We start from the raw sequence: 21,522 nt of genomic DNA, 5'->3' as shown, positions 1-21,522 counted from the left end.
TACAAGTGGGGGTGGTGCGACCGCCTGCAAGTGTTCGAGGGGGCGCGGTGAGCATTGACGACGAGACGGGCGCTGGCCCTGGTTTCGAGCGCACCCCCCCGCACAACATCGAGGCGGAGCAGTCCGTCCTGGGCGGCATGCTGCTGTCCAAGGACGCCATCGCCGACGTCGTCGAGATCCTGCGGTCCGACGACTTCTACCGGCCCGCCCACCAGATGGTCTACGACGTCATCACCGACCTCTACGGAAGGGGCGAGCCCGCCGACGCGGTCACCGTCTTCGACGAGCTGCAGAAGCGCGGCGAGATGGCCAGGGTGGGCGGGGCCGCCTACCTCCACACCCTCACGGCCGTCGTCCCCACCGCGGCCAACGCCGGCTACTACGCCAAGATCGTCAGAGAGCAGGCCATCCTCCGCCGCCTCATCGAGGCCGGCACCCGCATCGTCTCCTTCGGCTACGGCGGGCAGAACGAAGAGGTCGACGACCTCGTCGACCGCGCCCAGGCGGAGATCTACAAGGTCACCGAGCGCCGCACCTCGGAGGACTACGCGCCCCTGGCCGACATCATGCCCGGCGCCCTCGACGAGCTGGAGGCCATCGGCAGCCGGGGCGGCCAGATGGTCGGCGTGCCGACCGGCTTCCAGGACCTCGACCAGCTCACCAACGGCCTCCACCCGGGCCAGATGATCGTCGTGGCCGCCCGGCCCGCCATCGGAAAAAGCACACTAGGTCTGGATTTCGCCCGTTCTGCGGCTATCAAGCATGGGATGACCACGGTCATCTTCTCGCTGGAGATGTCGCGCAACGAGATCACCATGCGTCTGCTGTCCGCCGAGGCCAGGGTCGCCCTCCACGCCATGCGCTCGGGCATGATGGGCGACGACGACTGGACGCGCCTGGCCCGGCGGATGAGCGAGGTTGCGGAGGCGCCGCTGTTCATCGACGACTCGCCCAACATGTCGATGATGGAGATCCGGGCCAAGTGCCGGCGGCTCAAGCAGCGTAACGACCTGCGGTTCGTGGTCATCGACTACCTCCAGCTGATGAGCTCGCCGAAGAAGACCGAGAGCCGGCAGAACGAGGTCTCGGAGATCTCCCGTGCGATCAAGCTGCTGGCCAAGGAGCTGGAGGTGCCGGTCATCGCGATCTCCCAGCTCAACCGTGGCCCGGAGCAGCGCACGGACAAGCGCCCCCAGGTGAGCGACCTGCGTGAGTCCGGATCCATCGAGCAAGATGCGGATATGGTCATTTTGCTCCATCGTGAGGATGCTTACGAGCGTGAGTCGCCCAGAGCGGGTGAGGCGGACCTTATAGTTGCTAAGCATCGAAATGGTCCAACTGCCACCGTCACTGTTGCCTTCCAGGGACATTATTCACGCTTTGTTGACATGGCTGCCCACTAGTATTATTCGAAGTCTATGGGAGGAAAGCTAGCCGAGTCGGAGAAGGCGGATGTTGTTCGGCGTTATACGTCGGGAGAAAGCGCCTCGAGAATCGCGACGTCGTTGGGGGTGACTCGTCAGGCCGTCGTAGGTATCCTTCGCCGACGTGGCATCGCAGTACGCGTCAACGCGAAGCTGACCTCAGAGCAGAAAGCGGCGGCTGTCGAACGCTATATTGCGGGTGAGAGCTCTCCACGGATCGCAGCCGCCTTCAAGGTCTCGGATATGGCCATCCTGGGTGTTCTCCGGAGACGTGGAGTCGCGATACGTGGCAAGCACTCTCTTCGAGAGGGCGCATTCGATGATCTTACGGCAGATGCCGCGTATTGGATAGGGTTCTTGTTCGCGGACGGGACTGTACATTTTCGGGAGGGTTTGAAGCCCCAAATTGGCGTAGCTCTGTCGAAGCGAGACCGAGAACATCTTGTTAAATTGCGGGATTTTCTCGGCTCGACTCACGCAATTTCGGACATATCTTCCAATCGTGCATGCATCTTCTCAGTGCGATCCGAAAGGCTGGCAGATAGACTCCTCGCTCTTGGTCGTTACAGCGGCTCCATAGATCGTACGCTTGCCAAGTCACGCCATTTTTGGCGTGGCGTCCTGGATGGAGACGGCTCATTGGGTGAGTATGGCGGGAAAGCGCAAGTGAGACTGGTAGGAAAGCGTCAGCTGTTGGAGGCTTTCAACGAGTTCCTTGCGTCTCAGGGCATGACGGGTCTCACGGTGCGCTCGCACAAGAGCATCCATATCATCGGAACGACTGGCAAGCCCGCCAAGAAGATCATCCATCTGTTGTACAACGATGCCCCAACCGTGCTGGATCGCAAAGCAGACGTCGCCCGTCGCATCCTGGCCAAGGGGACATCGCATCCCCGCCGATCGTGGCCTGTCGCCGTACTGTAACGGGTCCCACAGCCACGGTGACGGTGGCGTTTCAGGGCCACTACTGCCGGGTGCGTGGACATGGCGCAGCACTGACTCATCTGTTGTGTACGGGATCAGGCCGCCTCGTCCGTGGAATCCGGAGCGGGAGCCAGCCGCACGCTGCCGGACTGTTCCTTCTCGTCGGGGAAGACCCACTTCCGGAGCGCCCAGAAGCGGAAGACCATGGCGATCAGCGTGCCGATGACCTGGGCGCTCACGAAGTCGGCGATCTCCTGGGTCACCAGGCTCACGTCCGGGGTCTCCAGGTGGAACCCGTACCGGGAGATCCACAGCGGCGCGGAGCTGAGCACCAGACCGACGCCACTGACCAGGAAGAACAGCGCCGCCTCGTGACGGCGCTCGCGGCCGCCCCTGGTCCGGAACGACCATTCGCGGTTCAACACGTAGGACACGATCGTCGCGACGAGCACCGCGATGATCTTCGCGGTCACCGGCTTCGGTTCCAGAACGGTCAGCTTCAGCCCGTAGAACACCGCGTTGTCCACTAAGAACGTGGTGCCACCCACCACCGCGAACTTCAGCAGCTCATGGTGCTTCAGCGCAAGCGCGTGCAGCGGTGCCGGCAATCTCGCGAGTACTGCCTTTGCTATTCGGAGCACCCTCGATCTTCTCACCGGTCGAGCGGTGCCGCGCGTATCCTTCTTCCGTGACACTGCGGTTCGAGACGCGCGCGTCCGACTCGCCGTGGGTCGACACCGTGTGGAGCTGTACGAGCGAGCACGTCGCGGAGATGACCTCCGTCGCGACGGTGTGCTGGGGCCTGGTCTTCTGGGAGCGCGAGGGCAGGGCGTACGCGAGTGTTTCCGGCCCGGAGACCAGGGCCGGCACCGCGCCGGTGCCGGAGGGCGCGACCTTCGTCGGCATCGAGTTCGCCGTGGGCACGTCGCTGCGGGCAGTGCCCACCCGAGCCCTGGTCGACGCGGGCGTGGAGCTCCCCGAGGCCACGCGCGGGACCTTTCTCCTGGACGGCGTCCGCTGCGAATCCCCCGGCTTCGAAGACGCCGAAGCCCTGGTCGACCGCCTGGTCCGCGCCGGAGCCGTGATCCGCGACCCGCTCGTCGCCGAGGTCCGCCGCGGCCACCGTCCGGCGATCTCGGGACGAACCGTCGAACGCCGGTTCCGGGAGGCGACCGGCCTGACCCAGGGCGCCGTACGGCAGATCGAGCGCGCACGCAGGGCCTCGGCGCTCCTGGCCGGCGGCGTCCTGGCCGCCGAGGTCGTCCCCAGGCTCGGGTACTTCGACGAGCCGCACCTGGCCCGTGCGCTGCGTCGGTACGTCGGACGTACGGCGCGACAGCTCCGCGAGGGCACCGGCGGTGCGATCGGCCTGGATCTGGATCAGCGGGCGACGTCGTAGATCAGCTTGACGATCCCGTTGGGATAGGCCTCGGACGCTCGAAGGGTCAGCATCTGCTTGTCCATGTCCGCCTTGCTGAACAGGCTCTTCCCGGCTCCGAGCAGCACCGGGAAGAGGAGCAGGTGGTAGCGGTCGATCAGGCCGGCCTCCGACAGCCGCCGGGCGAGCTCCGCGCTGCCATGGATGAAGATCGCGCCGCCCTCGCTCTTCTTCAGCTCGACGACGTCGTCGGCCGAGCGCAGGATCGTCGTCGGCCCCCATCCCTCGACGAGGGCGTCCTCGGACAGCGTGGCCGAGACCACGTACTTGGGCAGCTCCTTGTAGGCCGCGTGGTCCTCCGAGTCGCGCCAGGTCGGCGCGAACGCCTCGTAGCTCCGGCGGCCGAACATCAGCGCCGTCGTGTCCGCGAGCTCCTCGCCCTTGAGCGAGAAGGCCTCGGGCAGGAACTCGACGTCCTTGACCACCCAGCCACCGCTGCGGTGCTCCTCGCCCGGCCCGCCGCCGGGGGAGTCCACAACGCCGTCAAGCGAGACGAATCCGGTGTAGACCAGATCACGCATGTGCCGTTCTCCTCATGGTCCGGCGACGAGGTCGCCAGGTGGATCGACAAGCGGGCCGGAGTGCCCGGGACCATGCTACGAAGGAGCCACCGTGACCGTCTTGTACGAAAACGACGGTCAGGGGCGGAGCTGGGCGGCGTGGGCGCGGGCGAAGTCGGCGAACGACCGGGCCGGGCGGCCCATCACCTTCTCGAAGTCCGGCGTCGTGTAGTCACCCCACCCCGCCGCGTACGCCGTCAGGTACTCCTTGGTGACCGCCGCGATCCACGGGGACACCCCGGCGTCCAGCATCGACCGTTGAGCGTCGTCCGGCGTCAGCGGCTGGTAGGTGATCGGAGCGCCGTACACCTCGCCCAGCACGGCGGCCGCGTCCCGCAGCGAGACGCTGGCCGGGCCCGTGAGAGTGTAGGTGCTGCCCTTGTGCTGTGCGGGAGCGCGCAGGACCGTGGCGGCGAAGTCGCCGATGTCGCGTACGTCGATCATGCCGAGCCGCCCCTCGCCGGTCGCGCCGTACAAGGTGTCGCCGTTGACCGAGCCGAAAAGGTTCTGCATGAAGAAGGCCGGGCGGATGACGGTCCAGTCGAGGCCCGAGGCCGCGAGCTCGACGTCCGACAGGGCGTGCAGGCGGCCGTTGCGGGTCGGCGCGTCGTGGGCCGCGCCGATGGCCGACATGCGTACGACGTGGCTCACGCCGGCCTTCCTGGCGGCCCAGACGGCGTTCATGCTGGCGTGCGGCGACTGCGGGCCCATGGCGGTCAGCAGCCACAACGTGTCCACGCCCTGGAAGGCCCGGTCGAGCGTGGCGGGTTCGTCCAGATCGCCGACCGCTACCTCCACCCCCGACGGCGCCTTGGCCGCGTCACGCACGAGGACCCGCACGTCGGCGGTGCCGGCCAGGGAGCGCAGGACAGCGCTGGAAACGGTGCCGTTGGCACCCGTGATCAAGATGCTCATGCGGTCGACGATATAGTAAGAATCAGTGACAATCAAGATTTATGACTAAATGGAGGACATGACGGTGCGCAGGAGCCGGCGCAAGCAGGAAGAGCCCGATCTCGGCATCCTGTCCAGCAGGACCCTATTCAGCCTGCAACGGCAGCTGTTCGAGACGCTGGCCCAGCAGGGGCATCCCGGGCTCAGGCCACGGCACGGGGCGGTGCTGGCGTACCTGGACGAGGAGGGCAGCAGGGCCACGGACCTGGCCACGCAGTCAGGCCAGCACAAGCAGGTGATCGGCACGCTGGTGGACGAGCTGGTCGAGCTGGGCTACGTGGAGCGGCAGCCGGACCCGGCCGACCGGCGGGCCAAGCTGATCGTGCCCACCGAGAAGGGGCGCGATCACATGGTCAAGTCGGACGCCATCCTCGCCGCCATGGAGGCGGAGCACGCCAAGGCCGTGGGCGAGGAGGCGTACACGGCGTTCAAGAGGGTGTTCAAGCTGGTCGCCGAGCGCCAGACCGGCGGCTCAGCCCTGGCGGAGTGACATGACGAGGTAGCGGAAGGCGGGCTCGGCGTCGCCGGGCACGTCCTGGATCAGGGCGGGCCTGGTGGGCGACTCCATGTTGATGCGGGCCAGCTCGCTCTCGATCCCGGTCAGCCCGTCGAGCAGGAACTGCGACTGGAAGGCGATCTGGATGTCGTCGCCCCGCAGCTCGCAGTCGACGACCTCGGCGCCGCGCCCGATGTCGCCGCCGCCCGCCTGGATGAGGACCTGCCCCTGGCTGAACGACAGCCGGATCGCGGTGTTGCGCTCGGCCACCAGGGCGACGCGCTTGATGGCGTTGACGAACGGCGTCACCGCCACGTCGGCCCTGATCGACCAGTCGGAGGTCAGCCGGGAGCGGTAGTCGATGAACTGCTCGTCGAGCAGCCGCACGGTCGTGCTCCGCCCGACGCTCTCGAACCCGGCCACCCCGTCGCCCATCGCGATCGACACCTCGCCGCCGCGCAGCGACTTGGCCACCTCGACCAGCACCTTCGCCGGGACCATGGCCGAGACCGAGACGTCGGGGCCGGCCGGGCGCCAGGTGAAGTCGCGGGCCGCGATGCGGTAGCGGTCGGTGGCCGCCATGGCCACGGACTCGCCCTCGATGTCGACCCTGATGCCGGTGAGCATGGGCAGCGTGTCGTCGCGGCTGGCGGCGGGCGCGACCTGGCCGACCGCAGAGGCGAACACGCCGCCGCCGATGGCGCCGATGCTCGGCGGCATCGTGGGCATGGTCGGGAAGTCCTCGACCGGCATCGTGATCAGCCCGAACTCCGCGCTCCCGCAGGTCAGCACCGCCTCGGCGCCCTCGGTGACGATCTCCACGTCGTCGGCGGGCAGGCTCCTGCTGATCTCGGCGAGCAGCCGCCCGGGGATCAGCACGCTGCCCGCCTCGGCCACGTCGGCGTCGACCGCGGCCCTGGCCGAGACGTCGTAGTCGAACGCGGACAGGACCAGCTCGTCGCTCGCCTCCAGCAGCAGCCCGGACAGGACGGGCACCACGGGACGGCTGGGCAGGACTCGGGCAGCCCACGCCACCGCATCTGCCAGAACATCGCGGTTAACCCGGATTTTCACCTGCTACCACCCCTTCGTCGCCGTGCCCCTATGAAAATAGCCGGTGCGACCGACAACTCTGGGCGGTCTCCTGGTGACCAACCCCAGGTGGAAGGTTCCTAACGGCTGTTGAGATAGGCGAGTACGGCCAGCACACGGCGGTTGTCGTCGTCCGACGGCGCGAGCCCCAGCTTGGCGAAAATCGAGGCCGTGTGCTTGGCCACGGCGCTCTCGCTCAGGTAGAGCCGCTGGCAGATGGCCGTGTTGGAGCGCCCTTCCGCCATGGCCTCCAGGACCTCCCGCTCGCGCGGCGTGAGCGCGGCCAGCGGCTCGTGCCTGGCGTTGCTGGCCAGCAGCTTGGCGATGACCTCGGGGTCCATGGCCGTGCCGCCCTCGGCGACCCTGCGTACGGCGTCGACGAACTGCTCGGCGTTGAAGACCCGGTCCTTGAGCAGATAGCCGATCGCGCCCGAGCCGTCGGCCAGCAGCTCGCGGGCGTAGAGCTGCTCGACGTGCTGGGACAGCACGAGGACGGGCAGCCCCGGCACCTGCTTCCTGGCCGCGAGCGCCGCCTGCAGCCCCTCGTCCGTGAACGTCGGCGGCAGCCGCACGTCCACGATCGAAACGTCGGGCCGCAGCTCCAGCAGCCCCCGCAGCAGCTCGGGCCCGCTCTCCACGGCCGCCACGACCGAGAAGCCGTGGGCCTGGAGCAGGTGCACCAGCCCGTCTCTGAGCAGGTAGAGGTCCTCGGCGACGAGTACGCGGTTCTTCATCAGCACCATGGTTTGATCGGCGTGGCACCCGCGAACCAGAGGTCGCGCTTGTGGTTGGAGGGTATCCAGATGGCCAGGATGTGCATGCACAGGCCCAGCATGATCATGCCGAGGATGGCCGGCCACTGCCAGGGATCGGGCAGGTACAGGGCGAGGAACCAGCTCCTCTCGTCGATGCCTAACGTCTTCATGACGCCGGCCACGATGCCCTGAGGGAAGGTCGGGCACCAGGCCGTCGCCCAGAGGAACACGACGATGGCCGCCTTCCATCGCGGCAGCTTGGGCAGGCCGCCCGCCCAGTGCTCGGGCAGCACCCGGGGCAGCTCCATCGACACGGTGGTGGGGCCGCCCGGCGGGCTGTGCACGGCGAGCAGCCCGTCGAAGGCGGCCAGCCGCCGCTCGATCCCGGACAGGCCGCTGCCCTTGGCCGGATCGGCGCCGCCCATGCCGTCGTCGGTGACCGTGACGCGCAGGTTGGGCCCGTTGGTGCTGAGATCCACCGTCACCGTGCGCGCGTCGCCGTGCCGGGCGGCGTTGGAGAGCAGCTCGCTGACCGCGAAGTACACCGCCGCCTCCACCGGCGCCTCGGGCCGGTGCGGCAGGTCGACGTCCACCGTGACCTGCAACGGGCTGTCCATGGCCAGCGCGCGTACGGCGTCGGCCAGCCCGCGCTCGGCCAGCACCGGAGGGTGGATGCCGCGGATGACCCGGCGCAGCTCGGTCAGCGTCTCGGAGGAGGCGTCCCGGGCCTTCGACAGCAGCGCCTTGGCCGCCGCGGGGTCCTTGTCGACGAGCTCCTCGACCGCGCCCAGCGTCATGCCGATCGCCACCAGCCGGGCCTGCGTGCCGTCGTGCAGGTCCCGCTCGATCCTGCGCATCTCGGCGGCCTGCGAGTCGGCGGCCAGGTTACGCGTCCGCGTGAGGTGGCTCACCTGGCTCGCCAGGCGGCTGGCGACGGTCGCGCGGAGCATGAGGTCGCTCCAGAGGGCGTAGATCCGCAGGCCCCGCTCGGGGAGCGTGACGAACACCGGCAGCAGTGCCGCCTTCACCAGCGGTTCGAGCACCAGCCAGATCAGGTCGCGCCAGGTCGCCGGGTCGGAGGTCAGCCACCTCCACCGGTTGTTCCACGCGGGGATCCGCGGCGTCTTGTAGAGGGTCCGGTCGGAGCGGTACATGCCGTCCGCCTGCGGCTCCGGAGGCGGGGGCTCGGGCAGGTACGGGGACTCGATGCGTACGTCGGCCCAGCTCCGCATCAGCCGCCGGTTGAGCTCGGCCAGCCTCCTGACCACCTTGACCTGCGGCGAGTACAGGAACACCATGCCCACCCCGAACGACAGCAGCAGCATGGTGAGGCTGAGCGCGATCGCCGGCACCTCGACGAGGAGGAGCCCGATCAGCGCCGCGGCCTGACCGAACCTTCGCAGCAGCATGCCCCCAGTCTGAGCCAACGGGCGCGGCCGGACCATTGCACCTAGGTGCACCCTTGCCCGACATCCAACCGGATTCCCCGGCGAAGGCCGCGTTCCTAGCGTCGTCTCCATGAAGGTCATCGAAGTCAGGAACCTGCGCAAGCAGTACCCGAACCAGCTGGCGGTCGAGGACGTGTCGTTCGAGGTGGCCGAGGGTGAGATCTTCGGCATCCTCGGCCCGAACGGCGCGGGCAAGACCACCACCGTGGAATGCGTGGCCGGCCTGCGCGTGCCTGACGGCGGCACCGTACGGGTGGCCGGGCTGGACCCGCAGCTCAACAGGGGCGAGCTGCGCCACGTGCTGGGCATGCAGCTGCAGAGCGCGGCGCTGCCCGAGAAGATCAAGGTGTGGGAGGCCATGGACCTGTACGCCTCCTTCTACCCCGACCCCGCCGACTGGTCCGAGCTGCTCGAACGGGTCGGCCTCGGCGGCAAGCGCGACACGGCGTTCAAGAAGCTCTCCGGCGGACAGCGCCAGCGGCTCTCGGTCGCGCTGGCGCTGGTCGGCAGGCCGCGCGTCGCGGTGCTGGACGAGCTGACCACCGGCCTCGACCCGCAGGCTCGCAGGGACACCTGGGAGCTGGTCGAGCAGGTACGCGACTCCGGCGTGACGATCGTGCTGGTCACGCACTTCATGGAGGAGGCCGAGCGGCTCTGCGACCGGCTCGCGCTCATCGACGCGGGCAAGGTGGCGGCCACGGACACTCCCGCCGGGCTCATCGCGCAGGTGGGGGAGGAGCAGCGGCTGAGGTTCCGGCCGTCGGCGCCCGTCGACGACGCGGTGCTCCGGGCCCTGCCGGAGGTACGTGAGGTCACCAGGAGCGGCGACCAGCTCGTGGTGAGCGGCACGGGCAACCTCGCGCCGGCCGTCACGCTCGCCCTGGCCCGGCAGGGAGTCGTTCCAGGAGACCTGCGGATCGAGCAGGCCACGCTCGACGACGCGTTCCTCGCACTCACCGGAAGGAAGCTGGCATGAAGCTGCTCCTCGTGGAGACCAAGCTGCACCTGCGCGAATGGCCGTTCCTGATCTTCACGATCGGGCTGCCGGTCGCGCTCCTGCTCGTGCTGGGACTCAGCATCCCGATCATGACCCAGCCCGCGGCATCGGGGGAGAGGGCCGTGGACACGCAGCTGCCGAGCATGATGACGCTGCTCGCGCTGCTGGTCCTGGCCTGCAACGTGGTGCCCGCCGTGCTGACCGCCTACCGCGAGCAAGGGGTGCTCAGGCGGATGTCCACCACCCCTGTGCACCCGGGACGGCTGCTGGGGGTGCAGCTCCTGATCAACCTGACGGTCGGGGCGATCACCACGGCCCTGCTGATCGTGACGGGCTCGCTGGTGTTCGGGTCGGCGGCGCCGCGGCAGTGGGTGGGGTTCGTCCTGGTCTTCCTGCTCGGCAGCGCCGCGCTGCAGGCCATCGGGCTGGTGATCGCCGCGGTGGCGCCCAACGCGAAGGTCGCGCCGGGGATCGGGTCCGCGGTGATGTTCCCGCTGATGTTCCTGGGGGGCATGTGGGTGCCGCGCGACATCATGCCGGACGCGCTGCGGACGGTCAGCGACTACTCCGTCGCGGGCCCGTTCGCCCAGGCGCTCAGGGACACCTGGGCGGGCCACGCGCCGCAGGCCGCGCACCTCGCGGTGGTGGGCGCCGCGCTGCTGATCTTCGGTGGGCTGGCCGTGCGGCTGTTCAGGTGGGAGTGAGGCTAGCGCCCGGCCCAGACCGGGCGCGCGCCGGTGACGTTGGTCATCAGGGAGTAGAGCGAGGACGAGGCCGTGATGAACATCCGGTTGCGCTTGAGCCCGCCGAACACCAGGTTGGCCGTGGGCTCCGGGAGCTTCAGCCGGCCGATCAGCGTGCCGTCCGGGTCGTAGCAGAGCACCGCCCTGCCTGCCGCGGCCCAGACGCGGCCCGTGTCGTCGAGCCGCAGGCCGTCGAAGATGTCCTGCTCCGTCCCCTCGGCGAAGATCTTGCCGCCCGCCAGCGTGCCGTCCTCGCGCACGTCGAACACGCGCAGGTGCTTCATCCGCGTGTCGGCGACGTAGAGCCGGCTCTCGTCGAGCGAGAACGCCAGGCCGTTGGGCCGGGAGAAGTCGTCGGCCACGACGCGGACCTCGCCCGTCACCGGGTCGGCGCGGTAGACGTGACAGCCGTCGATCTCCTGCTCGGCGGCGTGGCCTTCGTAGTTGCTGAGGATCCCGTACGGCGGGTCGGTGAACCAGATCGACCCGTCGGAGCGGACCACGACGTCGTTGGGGCTGTTGAGCCGCTTGCCCTCCCAGCGGTCGGCGACGACCGTGATCGAGCCGTCGTGCTCGGTGCGGGTGACGCGGCGGTTGCCGTGCTCGCAGGAGATCAGTCGGCCCTCGCGGTCGAGGGTGTTGCCGTTGGTGTAGCCGGACGGCTGGCGGAACAGGCCGACCGCGCCCGTCATCTCGTCCCAGCGCAGCATCCGCTCGTTGGGGATGTCGCTCCAGACCAGGAACCGGCCGGCCGGGAAGTAAACAGGGCCCTCCGCCCAGCGGGTGCCGGTGTGGAGGCGTTCGACATAGTCGTCTCCGCCTACCGCGGCGAACCGCTCGTCGAGCACCTCGAACTCAGTGGGGATCGTGTCCGTCATACGATCCACAATATGCTGTTCGACATCTGCGGCATATCACCGGATAGCATTCGGTTGTGGATGATATCGACAGGATGCTGATCGGCCTGCTGGAGGAGGACGCGACGCGGTCGTACGCGGTGCTGGGCAAGGCGGTGGGGCTGTCCAGCGGGGCCGCGCACGAGCGGGTGCGCAAGCTGCGCGAGCGCGGGGTGATCAGGCGCACGACGATCGAGGTGGACCAGGCGGCGCTCGGGCGCGCGGTGACGGCGTACGTGCTGGTGGACGGGAGCACCTGGATGGGCGACAGCGCCGACCGGCTGGCGGCGATCCCGGAGATCGAGGAGGCGCACGTCATCGCGGGGCCGGCGTCGGTGCTGCTCAAGGTCCGTATGGCCGGGACGGTGGAGCTGCAGGACGTGCTGCGCCGGGTGTTCGGGGTGGACGGGGTCACGGGGACGCGGACGATCGTGGTCCTGGAGACGCTGTTCGAGCGGACCCTCAAGTAATCTCCAGGTATGACGAAGGTCGCCTGGAACACCAAGGAGCTCACCGTCGGCCAGCTCGCCGAGCGCAGCGGGGTCGCCGTCTCCGCCCTGCACTTCTACGAGGCCAAGGGACTGATCAAGAGCCGCCGTACGGCGGGAAACCAGCGCCGGTACACCCGTGACAGCCTGCGCAGGGTCGCGTTCATCAGGCTGGCCCAGCGCATCGGCATCCCCCTGAAGACCATCAAGGACGCCCTGGCCGAGCTGCCGGACGAGCGCACGCCCACCCGGGACGACTGGGCCCGGCTGTCGGCCGCCTGGCGCGGGGAGCTGGACGACCGGATCGAGCAGCTTCAGCGGCTGCGCGACGACCTCACGGAATGCATCGGGTGCGGCTGCCTGTCGCTCGACCGGTGCCCGGTGGCCAACCCGCACGACCGGCTCGGCGACGAGGGCCCGGGCGCCCGCCGCATCGACACCCGCCTCTGCCCGCCGCCCCAGTCCTGCGCCGCCACCCCGGGCTGCGCCCCCTTCATGGAAACGCCCCTCCCGACGGCCTCCTGACGCCCCCCTCGCCCTTGGAGACGCAGAAGGACCCCAGCCGACTCGGCGGGGGTCCTGAGCCCTCTCAGCGGGCGGGCTTGGCCGGCGGGACGATGAGCGTCGGCCGGTGCGCGTGATGGAGCACGTGGTTGGACACACTGCCCAGCAACACCGATCGCACCCCCGCCAACCCCCGCGATCCCGTGACGATCAGCGAGGCGTCCACCTCGTCCGCCACGTCGACAATCGTCTTCCAGATCGACTCGTTGTCAGCCACCGCCCGGTAGGTGACATCCGAGAGCCCGGCCGCGATGGCCAGCTCGGCCCCCTCCCGGGCATGCTGCTCCGCCTGCGCGTGCGCCTCGTCCTCGGTGCTCTGGTCGAGGGCGCCCGCGGCCAGCGGATACTTCTTGAGCTGCACGAGCAGCGGCTCCCACACCGTCACGACGACGGTGGACTCGGCGGCGAGATGCTTGGCCGCGAATTCGATCGCGGTTCGCGAGTCGGCCGAGCCGTCGTAGGCGACAAGGATGGTCATGGCGTTCTCCCTTTCGCTTCACTCTTCTGCTAGAGCACCGAAGCGATCAGGCGCCATTCCAGGGGCCGCTGTCTGCTTTGTCACACCCCGGGGAGGGGATCAGGACTCGGTGAGGGCGATGAGGATGTGTTCCATGCAGGCGTGCCCCGCCCGCTCGGCCGCCGCCGCGTCCCCCGCCGCGATGGCGCGGGCGATGGCGTCGTGCGGGATGTAGCTCTTGTTGAGCGAGGTGCCCGCGGCCGTGATGCTGGCGCGCAGCGCCGCCGAGAAGTCCTCGTACAGGTCGATCAGCACGAGGTTGTGCGTCGCGTGCGCCACGGCCATGTGGAAGGCCAGGTCGGCCTCCACGAAGTAGTCGGGGTCGTCCAGCTCCCAGGCCCGGTCCCGCTCGGCCAGGGCCGCCTCGATGTGCTTGATGTCGTCATCCGTGCGCCGGGTGGCGGCCAGGCGCGCGGACTCGACCTCGAGCGCACGGCGTACCTCGAGGATCTCGAGCTGCTCGGCCTGCTTGAGCCGGCGCAGCATCGCGCCGGACAGCTCGCTGGTCGCGCGGACGTAAGTGCCGTCCCCCTGACGGCACTCGAGCAGCCCGGCGTGCGTGAGCGCGCGTACGGCTTCCCGAACGGTGTTGCGGCCCACCCCGAGCTGCTCGGCGAGCACCGTCTCGGTCGGGATCTTGCCGTTCATTGGCCACGACCCTGAGGTGATCTGCTCCTTGAGCTGGTCGATCACCTGGTCGACGAGCGAAGCCCGCTGCGCCGTACGCAGACTCACAGTCCGCCTCCTCCGGGGAAACCAATCATCCTATGAGTCAATGACTGGTAGACCCTAATTATTCCAGACTCAAAACACCAAATCTGGAGCTCCTGGAGGATCAGCGCGAAACTGTGGCGTCGACGGTCACCCCCGCCATGGCGGAACGGACCCCGGCAGCCTCGAGGGCTTTACGATAGGCGGCCGTCTGCTGCGTGCCGGACCCGGCCCTGCCGTAGAGGTCGCCCAGCTCGCGCCAGCAACGCGCGGCCTGCCGGTCGGAGCCGAACACCGGCCGGTCGAGCGTGTCGAGCGCCTGGTGGGCGTCGCGCAGGTGCGCGGAGGCGTCGCCCCCCTCGTCGAACGCGACGGTGGCCAGCACGAGGTGGGCCTCGGCGGGCGTGGTGCCGACGCGGTCCTGCGACAGGCCCAGGGCCGAGGTCGCCAGCTCGCTCGCCCGCGCCGAGGCGCCGGCCCGCAGCATGACCCGCGCGTGGACGACGAGGCTCTCGCCGTGCTCGCGTGCCGTGCCGGGGAAGGTGGCGAACGCCTCGGTGGCGGCCGAGATGAGGCGCTCGGCCTCGTCGACCGGCACCGTGGTCAGCCTGGACCAGTGCATGGCGGTCCTGGCCAGCTGCAGCGACAGCCGGGCCTGGCGGCCGGCCATGATGGCGTCGTCGGCGAGGCGCACGGCCAGCGCCGAGTCCTCGCCGGCAGCGGCGGCGGCGCTCGCGTGCCACAGCGCCTGGATCTCTCCGGAACGGTCCACAACTTGAGGAACGCCGGTGAGGCCCAGCACCCGCTGGACGTATCCCAGCTCGCGGGACTCGCTCTCGCGCTCGCTGCGTGCCTCGACCAGAGCGGCTGCCAGGTCGACGGCGATCTCGCCCTGCGTGATGGACAGCCGCTCGGCCTGCTGGAGGGCGGCGGTGGCCAGGTCGCGGGCCCGCAGGCGGTCGCCCGCCCGCTGGTAGCAGCGGCTCAGTGCGATCGTGAGCGGGAGGTCGGCCAGCCGCTCGGGGTGAGCCGAGGCCTCCCTGCGCAGGCGCTCGAACGCCTCCACCGCCTGGCCGAGGCGACCCTGGGCCTCGAGCGCGCGCGCCCTGCCGAAGCGGGCGTGCGCGGTCAGCATGGCATTCTCCTCGTCGGCCGCCTTCACGATCTCCGTGAAGCGGTCGGCGGCGACGGACGGGTCGCCATGCTGCAGCTCGAGCTCGGCGTGACGCAGGCCGAGCTCGGTGTCGATGCGCTGCCGAGGTTCGATCCCGTGAAGGAGGAACTCGGTCGTGCACCCCAGCCGCTCGGCCAGCAGCCGGGCCACGACCGGAGTCGGCGTGCGCTTGCCTGACTCTATGAGCGAGACATAACTGTCAGACAGGTCGGGTCCGGCCAGTTGGGCCTGGGACATCCGCCTGTTCAGCCGCAGTCCGCGGACGCGGTCACCGATGGTTCCCTGACTCGGCATCTCATCTCTCAAGGCGGGGAAGGGTCAACAACACGCAATGATTGCATGAAGTAGCCGAATCGGGTATCCCCGAGTGAAGAATTCCCCGCGAGGAGATTAATCGTCGCTCTCGTCCTTGCTGGGAAAAAGCATCCCGCAGACCTCGAGGTACAGCGTCTCGGGGTACGGAATGTACTCGACCGTCGAGAGTGCCTGGTCCTGACCTGCTGACTCGAGGATGAACTCGCCGTAACCGAGCATGCGCCCAAGGAGACTTCTTTGGAAGCTCATGTCGGTGACCTTGCCCAAAGGCATCATCGCGACCTTACGGGTGATCAAGCCCGTTGTCAGCAGCATGCGCTTCGAAGTCACCACAAAGTAATCGACCGACCACTCCGCGACTTTCCACACGAAACGCACCAGAAGCAGGAGCCACAACCACCACACGACGACGAGCGCCGTGCCACCCTGATCGCTGCCTCCGAAGAACCTGCTGAGCAAGCCCGCGACGATCAGGCCGGCGAGCACCTCGGCAACCGGGCGCAGCAAGATCGCAGGGTGCCGCCGGACCATGATGAACTGTTGTTCTTGGGGGAGAAGGTATCGGTTGACCGACGACGGGGCGGAGTCCCCGTGGGTCACAAGTCTCATGACAGGCTGTTCACAAATTGAGCCAGCGAGTCAGCCGCGTTGAACACCGTGTCGAACGCTCCTCTCACCGCGTCCGCGGCGTCAGATGGTCGCGCGAACAGGTAGTACGCGACAAATGCGATACCACCGTATGTGAGGACCTTTTTGACCTGCACCGTCGCCTCCGTGCCCTTACCCACTCCACCCGCCCTATACATTACCCACCCGGATGCCCGGGTAAAGATGCCTTCGCGGGATAGTTCCGATCTTGTCAGCCGCGTTCGCTGGCCACGAGGGCCAGGACGTGAAGGTGCTTGCGTGCGATGCGCTCTACAAGGCTTGGATGGGCGTAACCGGTGACCTCCAGCGCGCCGTAGTGCGCAGCTTCAACGCAGCGCGTTACGGTGGTCGCGGAGTGGATGCCGGCGAACTCGTCGCACAGCACAGTTTCCACCTCCGCGTACGGAGCCGGGTCCGCCTCGCTGTGATCGCTCATCGTGCTCCCTCACGCGCATGCGGAAGTTGCCTTCCTGCCTCTTCGTACCCACGAAACAACAGTATGTAACGAAGAGATGACTGCCTGTGACGGGAAAGGTGCTTTTCAGGCCACGTGTGGCGTCAGACCACGCCGTAGAGGCGGTCGCCCGCGTCGCCGAGGCCGGGCACGATGTAGCCGTTCTCGTTGAGCCGCTCGTCGAGGGCGGCGGTCACCACGCGGATGGGCTTGCCCGAGTTGGCGAACACCTTGTCCATGTACGCCAGGCCCTCGGGGGCGGCCAGCAGGCAGATGGCCGTGACGTCGACCGCGCCCCTGTCGAACAGGAACTGCACGGCCGCCGCCAGCGTGCCGCCGGTGGCCAGCATCGGGTCGACGACGTAGCACTGGCGCCCCGACAGGTCGTCGGGCAGCCGCGTGGCGTACGTCTCGGCCTGGAGGGTGGACTCGTTCCTGATCATGCCGAGGAACCCGACCTCGGCCGTGGGCAGCAGCCTGGTCATGCCGTCGAGCATGCCGAGCCCGGCCCGCAGGATGGGCACCACCAGGGGGTACGGCTTGGCCAGCCGCACGCCGTGGGCGGGGGACACGGGCGTCTCGACCGTGACGTCGGTGGTGCGCACGTCGCGGGTGGCCTCGTACGCGAGCAGCGTCACCAGCTCGTCCGCGAGCCTGCGGAAGGTCGGCGAGTCGGTGCGGACATCGCGCAGCGTGGTCAGCTTGTGGGCCACGAGCGGATGGTCGACGACGAGGGTTTCCATAGACGGCAAGGCTATCTGCTGGGGAACGTGCTGGGGACCCCGCCACCTGCGGTGGTTCCCCCGAGCGCGCTGACCCCGGCCGGACCCCTCAGGCATTGGTTTTGATCACAATTTGGTCCGAGAGGCACACGCCTAGTGCCCGGGTCTGGAACGATTGGGTGCTGGTGGTATCTGTCGTGTCAGAGGTCGGGTGGGGATGGCGATGGCAGACGAAGACGACGCTCTCGATTTCGCCATCGTGGTTTATCGCGAGGACGAGTGCTGGGACGCCGAGCTCCTGCCGGTCGTGCTCACGTCCGACCTGAAGGGGCTGATCCACGCCCTGCGGCAGCAGCCGAGCGAGAGCGGGACGATCGGCCTGGTCGCGGTGGGTGACGAGTTCTTCGTGGCGCTGCGGGTCCTGGGCGAGCGGGTGGACGTGTTCCTGTCCGACATCGCCGCCTCCTGGGACTTCCCGCTGGCCCGCCAGGTTCTCGACTACCTCGACGTGCCCGTGCCGGACGAGGAGGAGCTCGACGAGATCCTCCAGGACGAGGAGACCGTGCTCCCCGCCGGAGATCTGTCGATCTTCGCCGATCTCGGGTTGGACGAGATGGAGCTGGGCATCCTCTCCGGCGACATCGACTTGCTGCCCGAAGATGTGCTGTCCAGCATCGCCGCGCGGCTCGGCTTCTCCGAGCCGTTCGAGCGTGCCATCGAATCGGTCTTCGGCTGACCCCCTGGAGCTCGGACATGGCGTCCAACACCTTCTCTGCGGCATTCGTCAGGACCTCGGACGGCTGGAGCGGCGCCGAGATCGATCTGGGTGAGGCCGAGATCGTCGACGACCTCGGTGACGCGGTCATGGAGGCGCTGGGCCTGTCCGGCGACGAGCTGGCCCTGCTCTGCGTCGAGGTCGAGGACGAGTGGTTCGCGATCGCCCGCTACCGGGGCGAGGAGGAGCCGCGCGTGTTCCTGTCGGACGCGCACGCGATCCTGTCCGACCCGCTCGGCGAGCTGTTCGCCGAGTTCGCCGGCGTGGTGCCCGACAAGGAGGGCAACAGCCTGGGCGTGCGTCCGGCCGGCGACTTCGAGCTGCTCAGCGACCTCGGGGTGAGCTCCGAGGAGCTGCTGGAGCTGAGCATGGAGGAGGGCATGCTGCCGGCCGACATCCTGTCGGTGATCGCCGAGCGGCTGGCCTTCGCGGACGAGCTCGACCGGCTGCGGTGACCGAGCTCTTGCCGTGACGTACGAGGAGGCCATGCGCCTGGCGCTGGCGGAGGCGGACGCGGCGGGGGCCAGGGGGGAGATCCCCGTGGGCGCGGTGGTGCTCGACCCGCTCGGCGAGGTCCTGTCCGCGGCGGGCAACGACCGCGAGTCCTCCGCCGACCCGACGGCCCACGCCGAGGTCCTCGCCCTCCGGCAGGCGGCCGTGCGGCGCGGCCAGTGGCGGCTGAGCGGCTGCACGCTCGTGGTGACCCTGGAGCCCTGCACGATGTGCGCGGGCGCCGCTGTGCTGGCCCGAGTCGACCGGATCGTGTACGGCGCAGTGGACGAGAAGGGCGGGGCCGTGGGCTCGCTCTGGGACGTCGTACGCGACCGCCGGCTCAACCATCGGCCCGAGGTCGTCATGGGGGTGCTGGCGGACGAGTGCTCGTCGGCACTAAAGCGGTTCTTCGCTACTCGCCGGATCCGGTAAGCTCATGCGCGGTGGTGTCGCCTAGTGGCCGAGGGCGCACGCCTCGAAAGCGTGTGATGGGGCAACTCATCCGTGGGTTCAAATCCCACCACCACCGCCACCAGAAGGGCCTCCGACCTACGGGTCGGGGGCCCTTCGTCATGAGGCGGGGGCTTTCCAACATCATTTATGCGCGTACGCAAAAGGGAGCCGCGAATCCCGCGGCTCCCTTTTTTCCTTTCTCAGTTGGGCAGTTCGAGGACCCTGGCGTGCAGGATCGATCTTTGGTGCAGGGCCGCGCGCAACGCGCGGTGCAGGCCGTCCTCCAGATAGAGCTCGCCCTGCCACTGCACCACGTGCGGGAAAAGGTCTCCGTAGAAGGTGGAGTCGGCGGCGAGCAGCGAATGCAGGTCCAGTACGGCCTTCGTGGTGATCAATGAGTCGAGCCGGACCTGCCGTGGCGGGATCTGCGCCCACTCCCGGTTCGAGAGACCGTGGTCGGGATAAGGGCGGCCGTCGCCGACAAGCTTGAAGATCACCCCCCGATTTTAGGAGAGAATTCGATTCCTTGCGTTGTCCGGCGGCATCAGCGCAGGTCACCCGGGTCGCAGGCGCCGGGCGCGCCGTTTTCGTAGCCGCGTTGGAAGGCGTTGACGCGTTGCTCGGAGCTGCCGTGCGTGAACGATTCAGGATCGATTCTGCCTTGGGTGCGTTGCTGGATTCTGTCGTCGCCGACCGCCGCGGCCGCGTCCAGGGCCTCGGCGATATCCGCCTGGGTGAACGGCTTCTCGTAGAAGCCGGTCTTGACCGCGTTGTGCGCCCAGACGCCGGCGTAGCAGTCCGCCTGGAGTTCGGTGGAGACGGAGGAGCCGCCCGTGTCGAGCGCGCCGAGCAGGTCCTGCACGTGGTGGCCGTACTCGTGGGCGATCACGTACGCCTGCGCGAACGGGCCGCCCTTGGCGCCGAACTGGGTGTGGAGCTGGTCGAAGAAGCTCAGGTCGAGGTAGACGCGCTGGTCGCCGGGGCAGTAGAACGGGCCGACCGCCGAGCTGGCCGTGCCGCAGCCCGTCCGTAAGCGGCCGGAGTAGAGGATCGTCTTCGACGCCCGATATCCCGAAATTTCCTGCTTCCAGTAGTCCTGGATGCTGTTCACCACGCCGACCACCCGGCACTGCTCCGACTGGTCGGCGTCCTTGCCCGTCCGGCACTGCCCGGACAGGTTCGACGGGGACCGCTGCTGGGCGGGCTCGCCGCCGCCACCGCCACCGCCCACGTTGTTCAGCACGAAGACCAGCACGAGCGCGATCAGGCTGACGATGCCGCCACCGCCGAGGATCATGCCGCCGGGGAAGCCGCCGCCACCGCCCGGATTACCGCCGCCGCCGGCATCCTCGACCTGCGAGGAGTCGAGTTCGACGTCGTCTCTGAAGTCCATACTGACGTCCCTTCTGCTGCCGCCCGCATGACAGCTTCCCCACAGGGCCGTATCAAATACCTCCGGAGAACGTGTCGCACCGTTTGGGGTCCCCGCTGTCGTACCCGACGGTGAACCAGCTCTCCCGCTGCCGCGACGTGCCGTGGGTGAAGGCGTCGGGGGTCACCCGGCCCTGCGTGCGGCGCTGGATGCTGTCGTCGCCGACCGCCGCGGCCGCGCTGAGCGCCTGGTCGATGTCCGTCTGGGAGAACGGCTCCCGGAAGAAGCCGGTCTTGACCGCGTTGTGCGCCCAGACGCCCGCGTAGCAGTCGGCCTGCAGCTCCAGCCGTACCGACGGGCTGCCGGCGCCCGGCCTGCTGTCGGGGCCGACCCTGTTCATGGTGCCGAGGAGGTTCTGGACGTGGTGGCCGTACTCGTGGGCGACCACGTACGCCTGCGCGAACGGACCACCCTCGGCGCCGAAGTCGCGCTGGAGGGTGTTGAAGAACGACAGGTCGAGGTAGACCTTGCGATCGGCGGGGCAGTAGAAGGGGCCCACGGCGGCGTCGGCCGCGCCGCAGCCGGTGCTGACCGCGTTGGAGAACAGCACGGTCCTGGCGGGCCGGTACGTGCGCCCGCGCTCCTGGAACGCCTGCCGCCAGTACGACTGGATGCTGTTGACCGTGCCGACGACGCGGCAGTCCTCGGACTGGTCGGCGTCGGCGCCCGTCCGGCACCGCGCCGCCAGGTTGCCGGTCGGGGCGGGCGGAGCGCTGGGCTGCCGCCCGCCTCCCTGCGGCCCGCCGCCCTGGCCGCTGAACGGCGAGGGGATGACCCCGAACAGGAACAGCGCGGCCGCCGCCACGACGAACAGCAGGCACCCGCCGCAGCCGCCGCGACCGCCGATGGGCAGCATGCACCCGCCCGGCATCCCGCCCCAGCCCGGCTGCGGACCCGAGGCCCGTACGTCCTCGACCTGCGACGGATCGAGTTGCGCGTCGTCGTCGAACTGCATGCCTCCCTACTCCCCAGCAACGGATCGAATACGCAGCGCGACCAAATGGGGATGCGTGCGACCAGATATGTCCGCTAATCTGCCGATATGACGGG

At 68.6% G+C, this 21,522-nt stretch carries 27 protein-coding genes and 1 tRNA gene; 12 read left to right on the top strand and 16 right to left on the bottom strand.

The window, feature by feature from the left end; all coding sequences use genetic code 11:
• The first annotated feature begins 47 nt into the window (after positions 1 to 47).
• Together dnaB and HD596_RS13195 are read left to right on the top strand one after the other, a co-directional pair.
• Complete coding sequence (gene dnaB / locus HD596_RS13200; RefSeq protein ID WP_185069536.1) at positions 48 to 1,403, top strand: replicative DNA helicase; 1,356 nt, start codon at positions 48 to 50, stop codon at positions 1,401 to 1,403.
• Positions 1,404 to 2,117: 714 nt separating this feature from the next.
• On the top strand, positions 2,118 to 2,348 hold the full coding sequence (locus HD596_RS13195; RefSeq protein WP_185069535.1) for a hypothetical protein: 231 nt from the start codon (positions 2,118 to 2,120) through the stop codon (positions 2,346 to 2,348).
• Between the two features lie 95 nt (positions 2,349 to 2,443).
• Here HD596_RS13195 and HD596_RS13190 read toward each other — a convergent pair whose 3' ends face one another.
• A complete protein-coding gene (locus tag HD596_RS13190) occupies positions 2,444 to 2,956 on the bottom strand; it encodes a GtrA family protein (RefSeq protein WP_221519305.1) in 513 nt (170 codons plus the stop codon).
• An 80-nt stretch (positions 2,957 to 3,036) separates the two neighbouring features.
• Here HD596_RS13190 and HD596_RS13185 point away from each other — a divergent pair, with 80 nt between their 5' ends.
• Complete coding sequence (locus tag HD596_RS13185) at positions 3,037 to 3,747, top strand: helix-turn-helix domain-containing protein (RefSeq protein WP_185069533.1); 711 nt, start codon at positions 3,037 to 3,039, stop codon at positions 3,745 to 3,747.
• Here the strand turns inward: HD596_RS13185 and HD596_RS13180 are convergent.
• On the bottom strand, positions 3,729 to 4,307 hold the full coding sequence (locus HD596_RS13180) for a dihydrofolate reductase family protein (RefSeq protein WP_185069532.1): 579 nt from the start codon (positions 4,305 to 4,307) through the stop codon (positions 3,729 to 3,731). The two genes, HD596_RS13185 and HD596_RS13180, sit on opposite strands and share 19 nt — an antisense overlap.
• Before the next feature lie 117 nt (positions 4,308 to 4,424).
• Positions 4,425 to 5,261, bottom strand: a complete 837-nt coding sequence (locus tag HD596_RS13175; RefSeq protein WP_185069531.1) for an SDR family oxidoreductase — start codon at positions 5,259 to 5,261, stop codon at positions 4,425 to 4,427.
• A gap of 58 nt (positions 5,262 to 5,319) precedes the next feature.
• On the opposite strand from HD596_RS13175, the gene HD596_RS13170 reads away from it, so the two are divergent.
• Positions 5,320 to 5,790 carry a MarR family winged helix-turn-helix transcriptional regulator gene (locus HD596_RS13170; RefSeq protein WP_185069530.1) on the top strand — a complete coding sequence of 157 codons (471 nt, stop codon included), beginning with the start codon at positions 5,320 to 5,322 and terminating at the stop codon, positions 5,788 to 5,790.
• Here the strand turns inward: HD596_RS13170 and dnaN are convergent.
• The 3 genes from dnaN to HD596_RS13155 form a co-directional block, all read right to left on the bottom strand.
• Positions 5,773 to 6,870 carry a DNA polymerase III subunit beta gene (gene dnaN, locus HD596_RS13165; RefSeq protein ID WP_185069529.1) on the bottom strand — a complete coding sequence of 366 codons (1,098 nt, stop codon included), beginning with the start codon at positions 6,868 to 6,870 and terminating at the stop codon, positions 5,773 to 5,775. The genes HD596_RS13170 and dnaN overlap by 18 nt on opposite strands.
• A gap of 98 nt (positions 6,871 to 6,968) precedes the next feature.
• Positions 6,969 to 7,622 carry a response regulator gene (locus HD596_RS13160; protein WP_185069528.1) on the bottom strand — a complete coding sequence of 218 codons (654 nt, stop codon included), beginning with the start codon at positions 7,620 to 7,622 and terminating at the stop codon, positions 6,969 to 6,971.
• Entirely contained in the window at positions 7,622 to 9,052 is a 1,431-nt protein-coding gene (locus HD596_RS13155; protein WP_185069527.1) for a sensor histidine kinase, read from the bottom strand. Before HD596_RS13155 ends, HD596_RS13160 begins: the two co-directional genes overlap by 1 nt.
• A gap of 109 nt (positions 9,053 to 9,161) precedes the next feature.
• Between HD596_RS13155 and HD596_RS13150 the strand changes: the two genes are divergently transcribed.
• Positions 9,162 to 10,067, top strand: a complete 906-nt coding sequence (locus HD596_RS13150) for an ABC transporter ATP-binding protein (RefSeq protein WP_185069526.1) — start codon at positions 9,162 to 9,164, stop codon at positions 10,065 to 10,067.
• A complete protein-coding gene (locus HD596_RS13145; protein WP_185069525.1) occupies positions 10,064 to 10,792 on the top strand; it encodes an ABC transporter permease in 729 nt (242 codons plus the stop codon). The genes HD596_RS13150 and HD596_RS13145 overlap by 4 nt, the downstream gene beginning before the upstream one ends.
• Before the next feature lie 2 nt (positions 10,793 to 10,794).
• Here HD596_RS13145 and HD596_RS13140 read toward each other — a convergent pair whose 3' ends face one another.
• A complete protein-coding gene (locus tag HD596_RS13140) occupies positions 10,795 to 11,709 on the bottom strand; it encodes an SMP-30/gluconolactonase/LRE family protein (protein ID WP_185069524.1) in 915 nt (304 codons plus the stop codon).
• A 56-nt stretch (positions 11,710 to 11,765) separates the two neighbouring features.
• On the opposite strand from HD596_RS13140, the gene HD596_RS64745 reads away from it, so the two are divergent.
• Positions 11,766 to 12,197 carry an Lrp/AsnC family transcriptional regulator gene (locus HD596_RS64745; protein WP_313043834.1) on the top strand — a complete coding sequence of 144 codons (432 nt, stop codon included), beginning with the start codon at positions 11,766 to 11,768 and terminating at the stop codon, positions 12,195 to 12,197.
• A gap of 9 nt (positions 12,198 to 12,206) precedes the next feature.
• Positions 12,207 to 12,740, top strand: a complete 534-nt coding sequence (gene soxR, locus HD596_RS13130) for a redox-sensitive transcriptional activator SoxR (protein WP_185069523.1) — start codon at positions 12,207 to 12,209, stop codon at positions 12,738 to 12,740.
• Positions 12,741 to 12,804: 64 nt separating this feature from the next.
• Here the strand turns inward: soxR and HD596_RS13125 are convergent, their stop codons facing one another.
• The 6 genes from HD596_RS13125 to upp all read right to left on the bottom strand — a co-directional run bounded on the left by HD596_RS13125 (position 12,805) and on the right by upp (position 17,341).
• Positions 12,805 to 13,257: a universal stress protein gene (locus HD596_RS13125; RefSeq protein WP_185069522.1), complete on the bottom strand. Its 453-nt coding sequence runs from the start codon at positions 13,255 to 13,257 to the stop codon at positions 12,805 to 12,807.
• A 99-nt stretch (positions 13,258 to 13,356) separates the two neighbouring features.
• Positions 13,357 to 14,031, bottom strand: a complete 675-nt coding sequence (locus tag HD596_RS13120) for a FadR/GntR family transcriptional regulator (protein WP_185069521.1) — start codon at positions 14,029 to 14,031, stop codon at positions 13,357 to 13,359.
• 100 nt (positions 14,032 to 14,131) lie between these two features.
• Positions 14,132 to 15,475, bottom strand: a complete 1,344-nt coding sequence (locus HD596_RS13115; protein WP_185069520.1) for a helix-turn-helix domain-containing protein — start codon at positions 15,473 to 15,475, stop codon at positions 14,132 to 14,134.
• A gap of 96 nt (positions 15,476 to 15,571) precedes the next feature.
• On the bottom strand, positions 15,572 to 16,105 hold the full coding sequence (locus HD596_RS13110) for a PH domain-containing protein (RefSeq protein WP_185069519.1): 534 nt from the start codon (positions 16,103 to 16,105) through the stop codon (positions 15,572 to 15,574).
• 250 nt (positions 16,106 to 16,355) lie between these two features.
• Positions 16,356 to 16,580, bottom strand: a complete 225-nt coding sequence (locus tag HD596_RS13105; RefSeq protein ID WP_185069518.1) for a hypothetical protein — start codon at positions 16,578 to 16,580, stop codon at positions 16,356 to 16,358.
• Between the two features lie 122 nt (positions 16,581 to 16,702).
• Entirely contained in the window at positions 16,703 to 17,341 is a 639-nt protein-coding gene (gene upp / locus HD596_RS13100; RefSeq protein WP_185069517.1) for a uracil phosphoribosyltransferase, read from the bottom strand.
• Between the two features lie 202 nt (positions 17,342 to 17,543).
• Between upp and HD596_RS13095 the strand changes: the two genes are divergently transcribed.
• From HD596_RS13095 to HD596_RS13080, 4 genes are all read left to right on the top strand, one after another.
• The gene (locus HD596_RS13095; RefSeq protein ID WP_376775841.1) at positions 17,544 to 18,056 is read left to right on the top strand and encodes a tRNA adenosine deaminase-associated protein; all 513 of its coding nucleotides are present in this window, start codon (positions 17,544 to 17,546) and stop codon (positions 18,054 to 18,056) included.
• A gap of 17 nt (positions 18,057 to 18,073) precedes the next feature.
• The gene (locus tag HD596_RS13090) at positions 18,074 to 18,550 is read left to right on the top strand and encodes a tRNA adenosine deaminase-associated protein (RefSeq protein ID WP_185069515.1); all 477 of its coding nucleotides are present in this window, start codon (positions 18,074 to 18,076) and stop codon (positions 18,548 to 18,550) included.
• A gap of 31 nt (positions 18,551 to 18,581) precedes the next feature.
• The gene (tadA, locus tag HD596_RS13085) at positions 18,582 to 19,019 is read left to right on the top strand and encodes a tRNA adenosine(34) deaminase TadA (protein ID WP_185078449.1); all 438 of its coding nucleotides are present in this window, start codon (positions 18,582 to 18,584) and stop codon (positions 19,017 to 19,019) included.
• A 10-nt stretch (positions 19,020 to 19,029) separates the two neighbouring features.
• Positions 19,030 to 19,119 (top strand) — tRNA-Ser (locus HD596_RS13080).
• A 121-nt stretch (positions 19,120 to 19,240) separates the two neighbouring features.
• Here the strand turns inward: HD596_RS13080 and HD596_RS13075 are convergent.
• The 3 genes from HD596_RS13075 to ypfJ (HD596_RS13065) are packed head-to-tail and all read right to left on the bottom strand — an operon-like array spanning position 19,241 to position 21,427.
• Positions 19,241 to 19,537 carry a type II toxin-antitoxin system VapB family antitoxin gene (locus tag HD596_RS13075; RefSeq protein ID WP_185069514.1) on the bottom strand — a complete coding sequence of 99 codons (297 nt, stop codon included), beginning with the start codon at positions 19,535 to 19,537 and terminating at the stop codon, positions 19,241 to 19,243.
• Positions 19,538 to 19,584: 47 nt separating this feature from the next.
• Positions 19,585 to 20,433: a KPN_02809 family neutral zinc metallopeptidase gene (ypfJ, locus tag HD596_RS13070; RefSeq protein ID WP_185069513.1), complete on the bottom strand. Its 849-nt coding sequence runs from the start codon at positions 20,431 to 20,433 to the stop codon at positions 19,585 to 19,587.
• Positions 20,434 to 20,485: 52 nt separating this feature from the next.
• A complete protein-coding gene (ypfJ, locus tag HD596_RS13065) occupies positions 20,486 to 21,427 on the bottom strand; it encodes a KPN_02809 family neutral zinc metallopeptidase (protein ID WP_185069512.1) in 942 nt (313 codons plus the stop codon).
• Positions 21,428 to 21,522: the final 95 nt, after the last annotated feature.

The sequence above is a fragment of the Nonomuraea jabiensis genome (genome assembly GCF_014204795.1).
Taxonomy (GTDB): Bacteria; Actinomycetota; Actinomycetes; order Streptosporangiales; family Streptosporangiaceae; genus Nonomuraea; species Nonomuraea jabiensis.
Note: the sequence above shows the minus strand (reverse complement) of the source record. Positions and strands in the feature narration are given on the sequence as shown.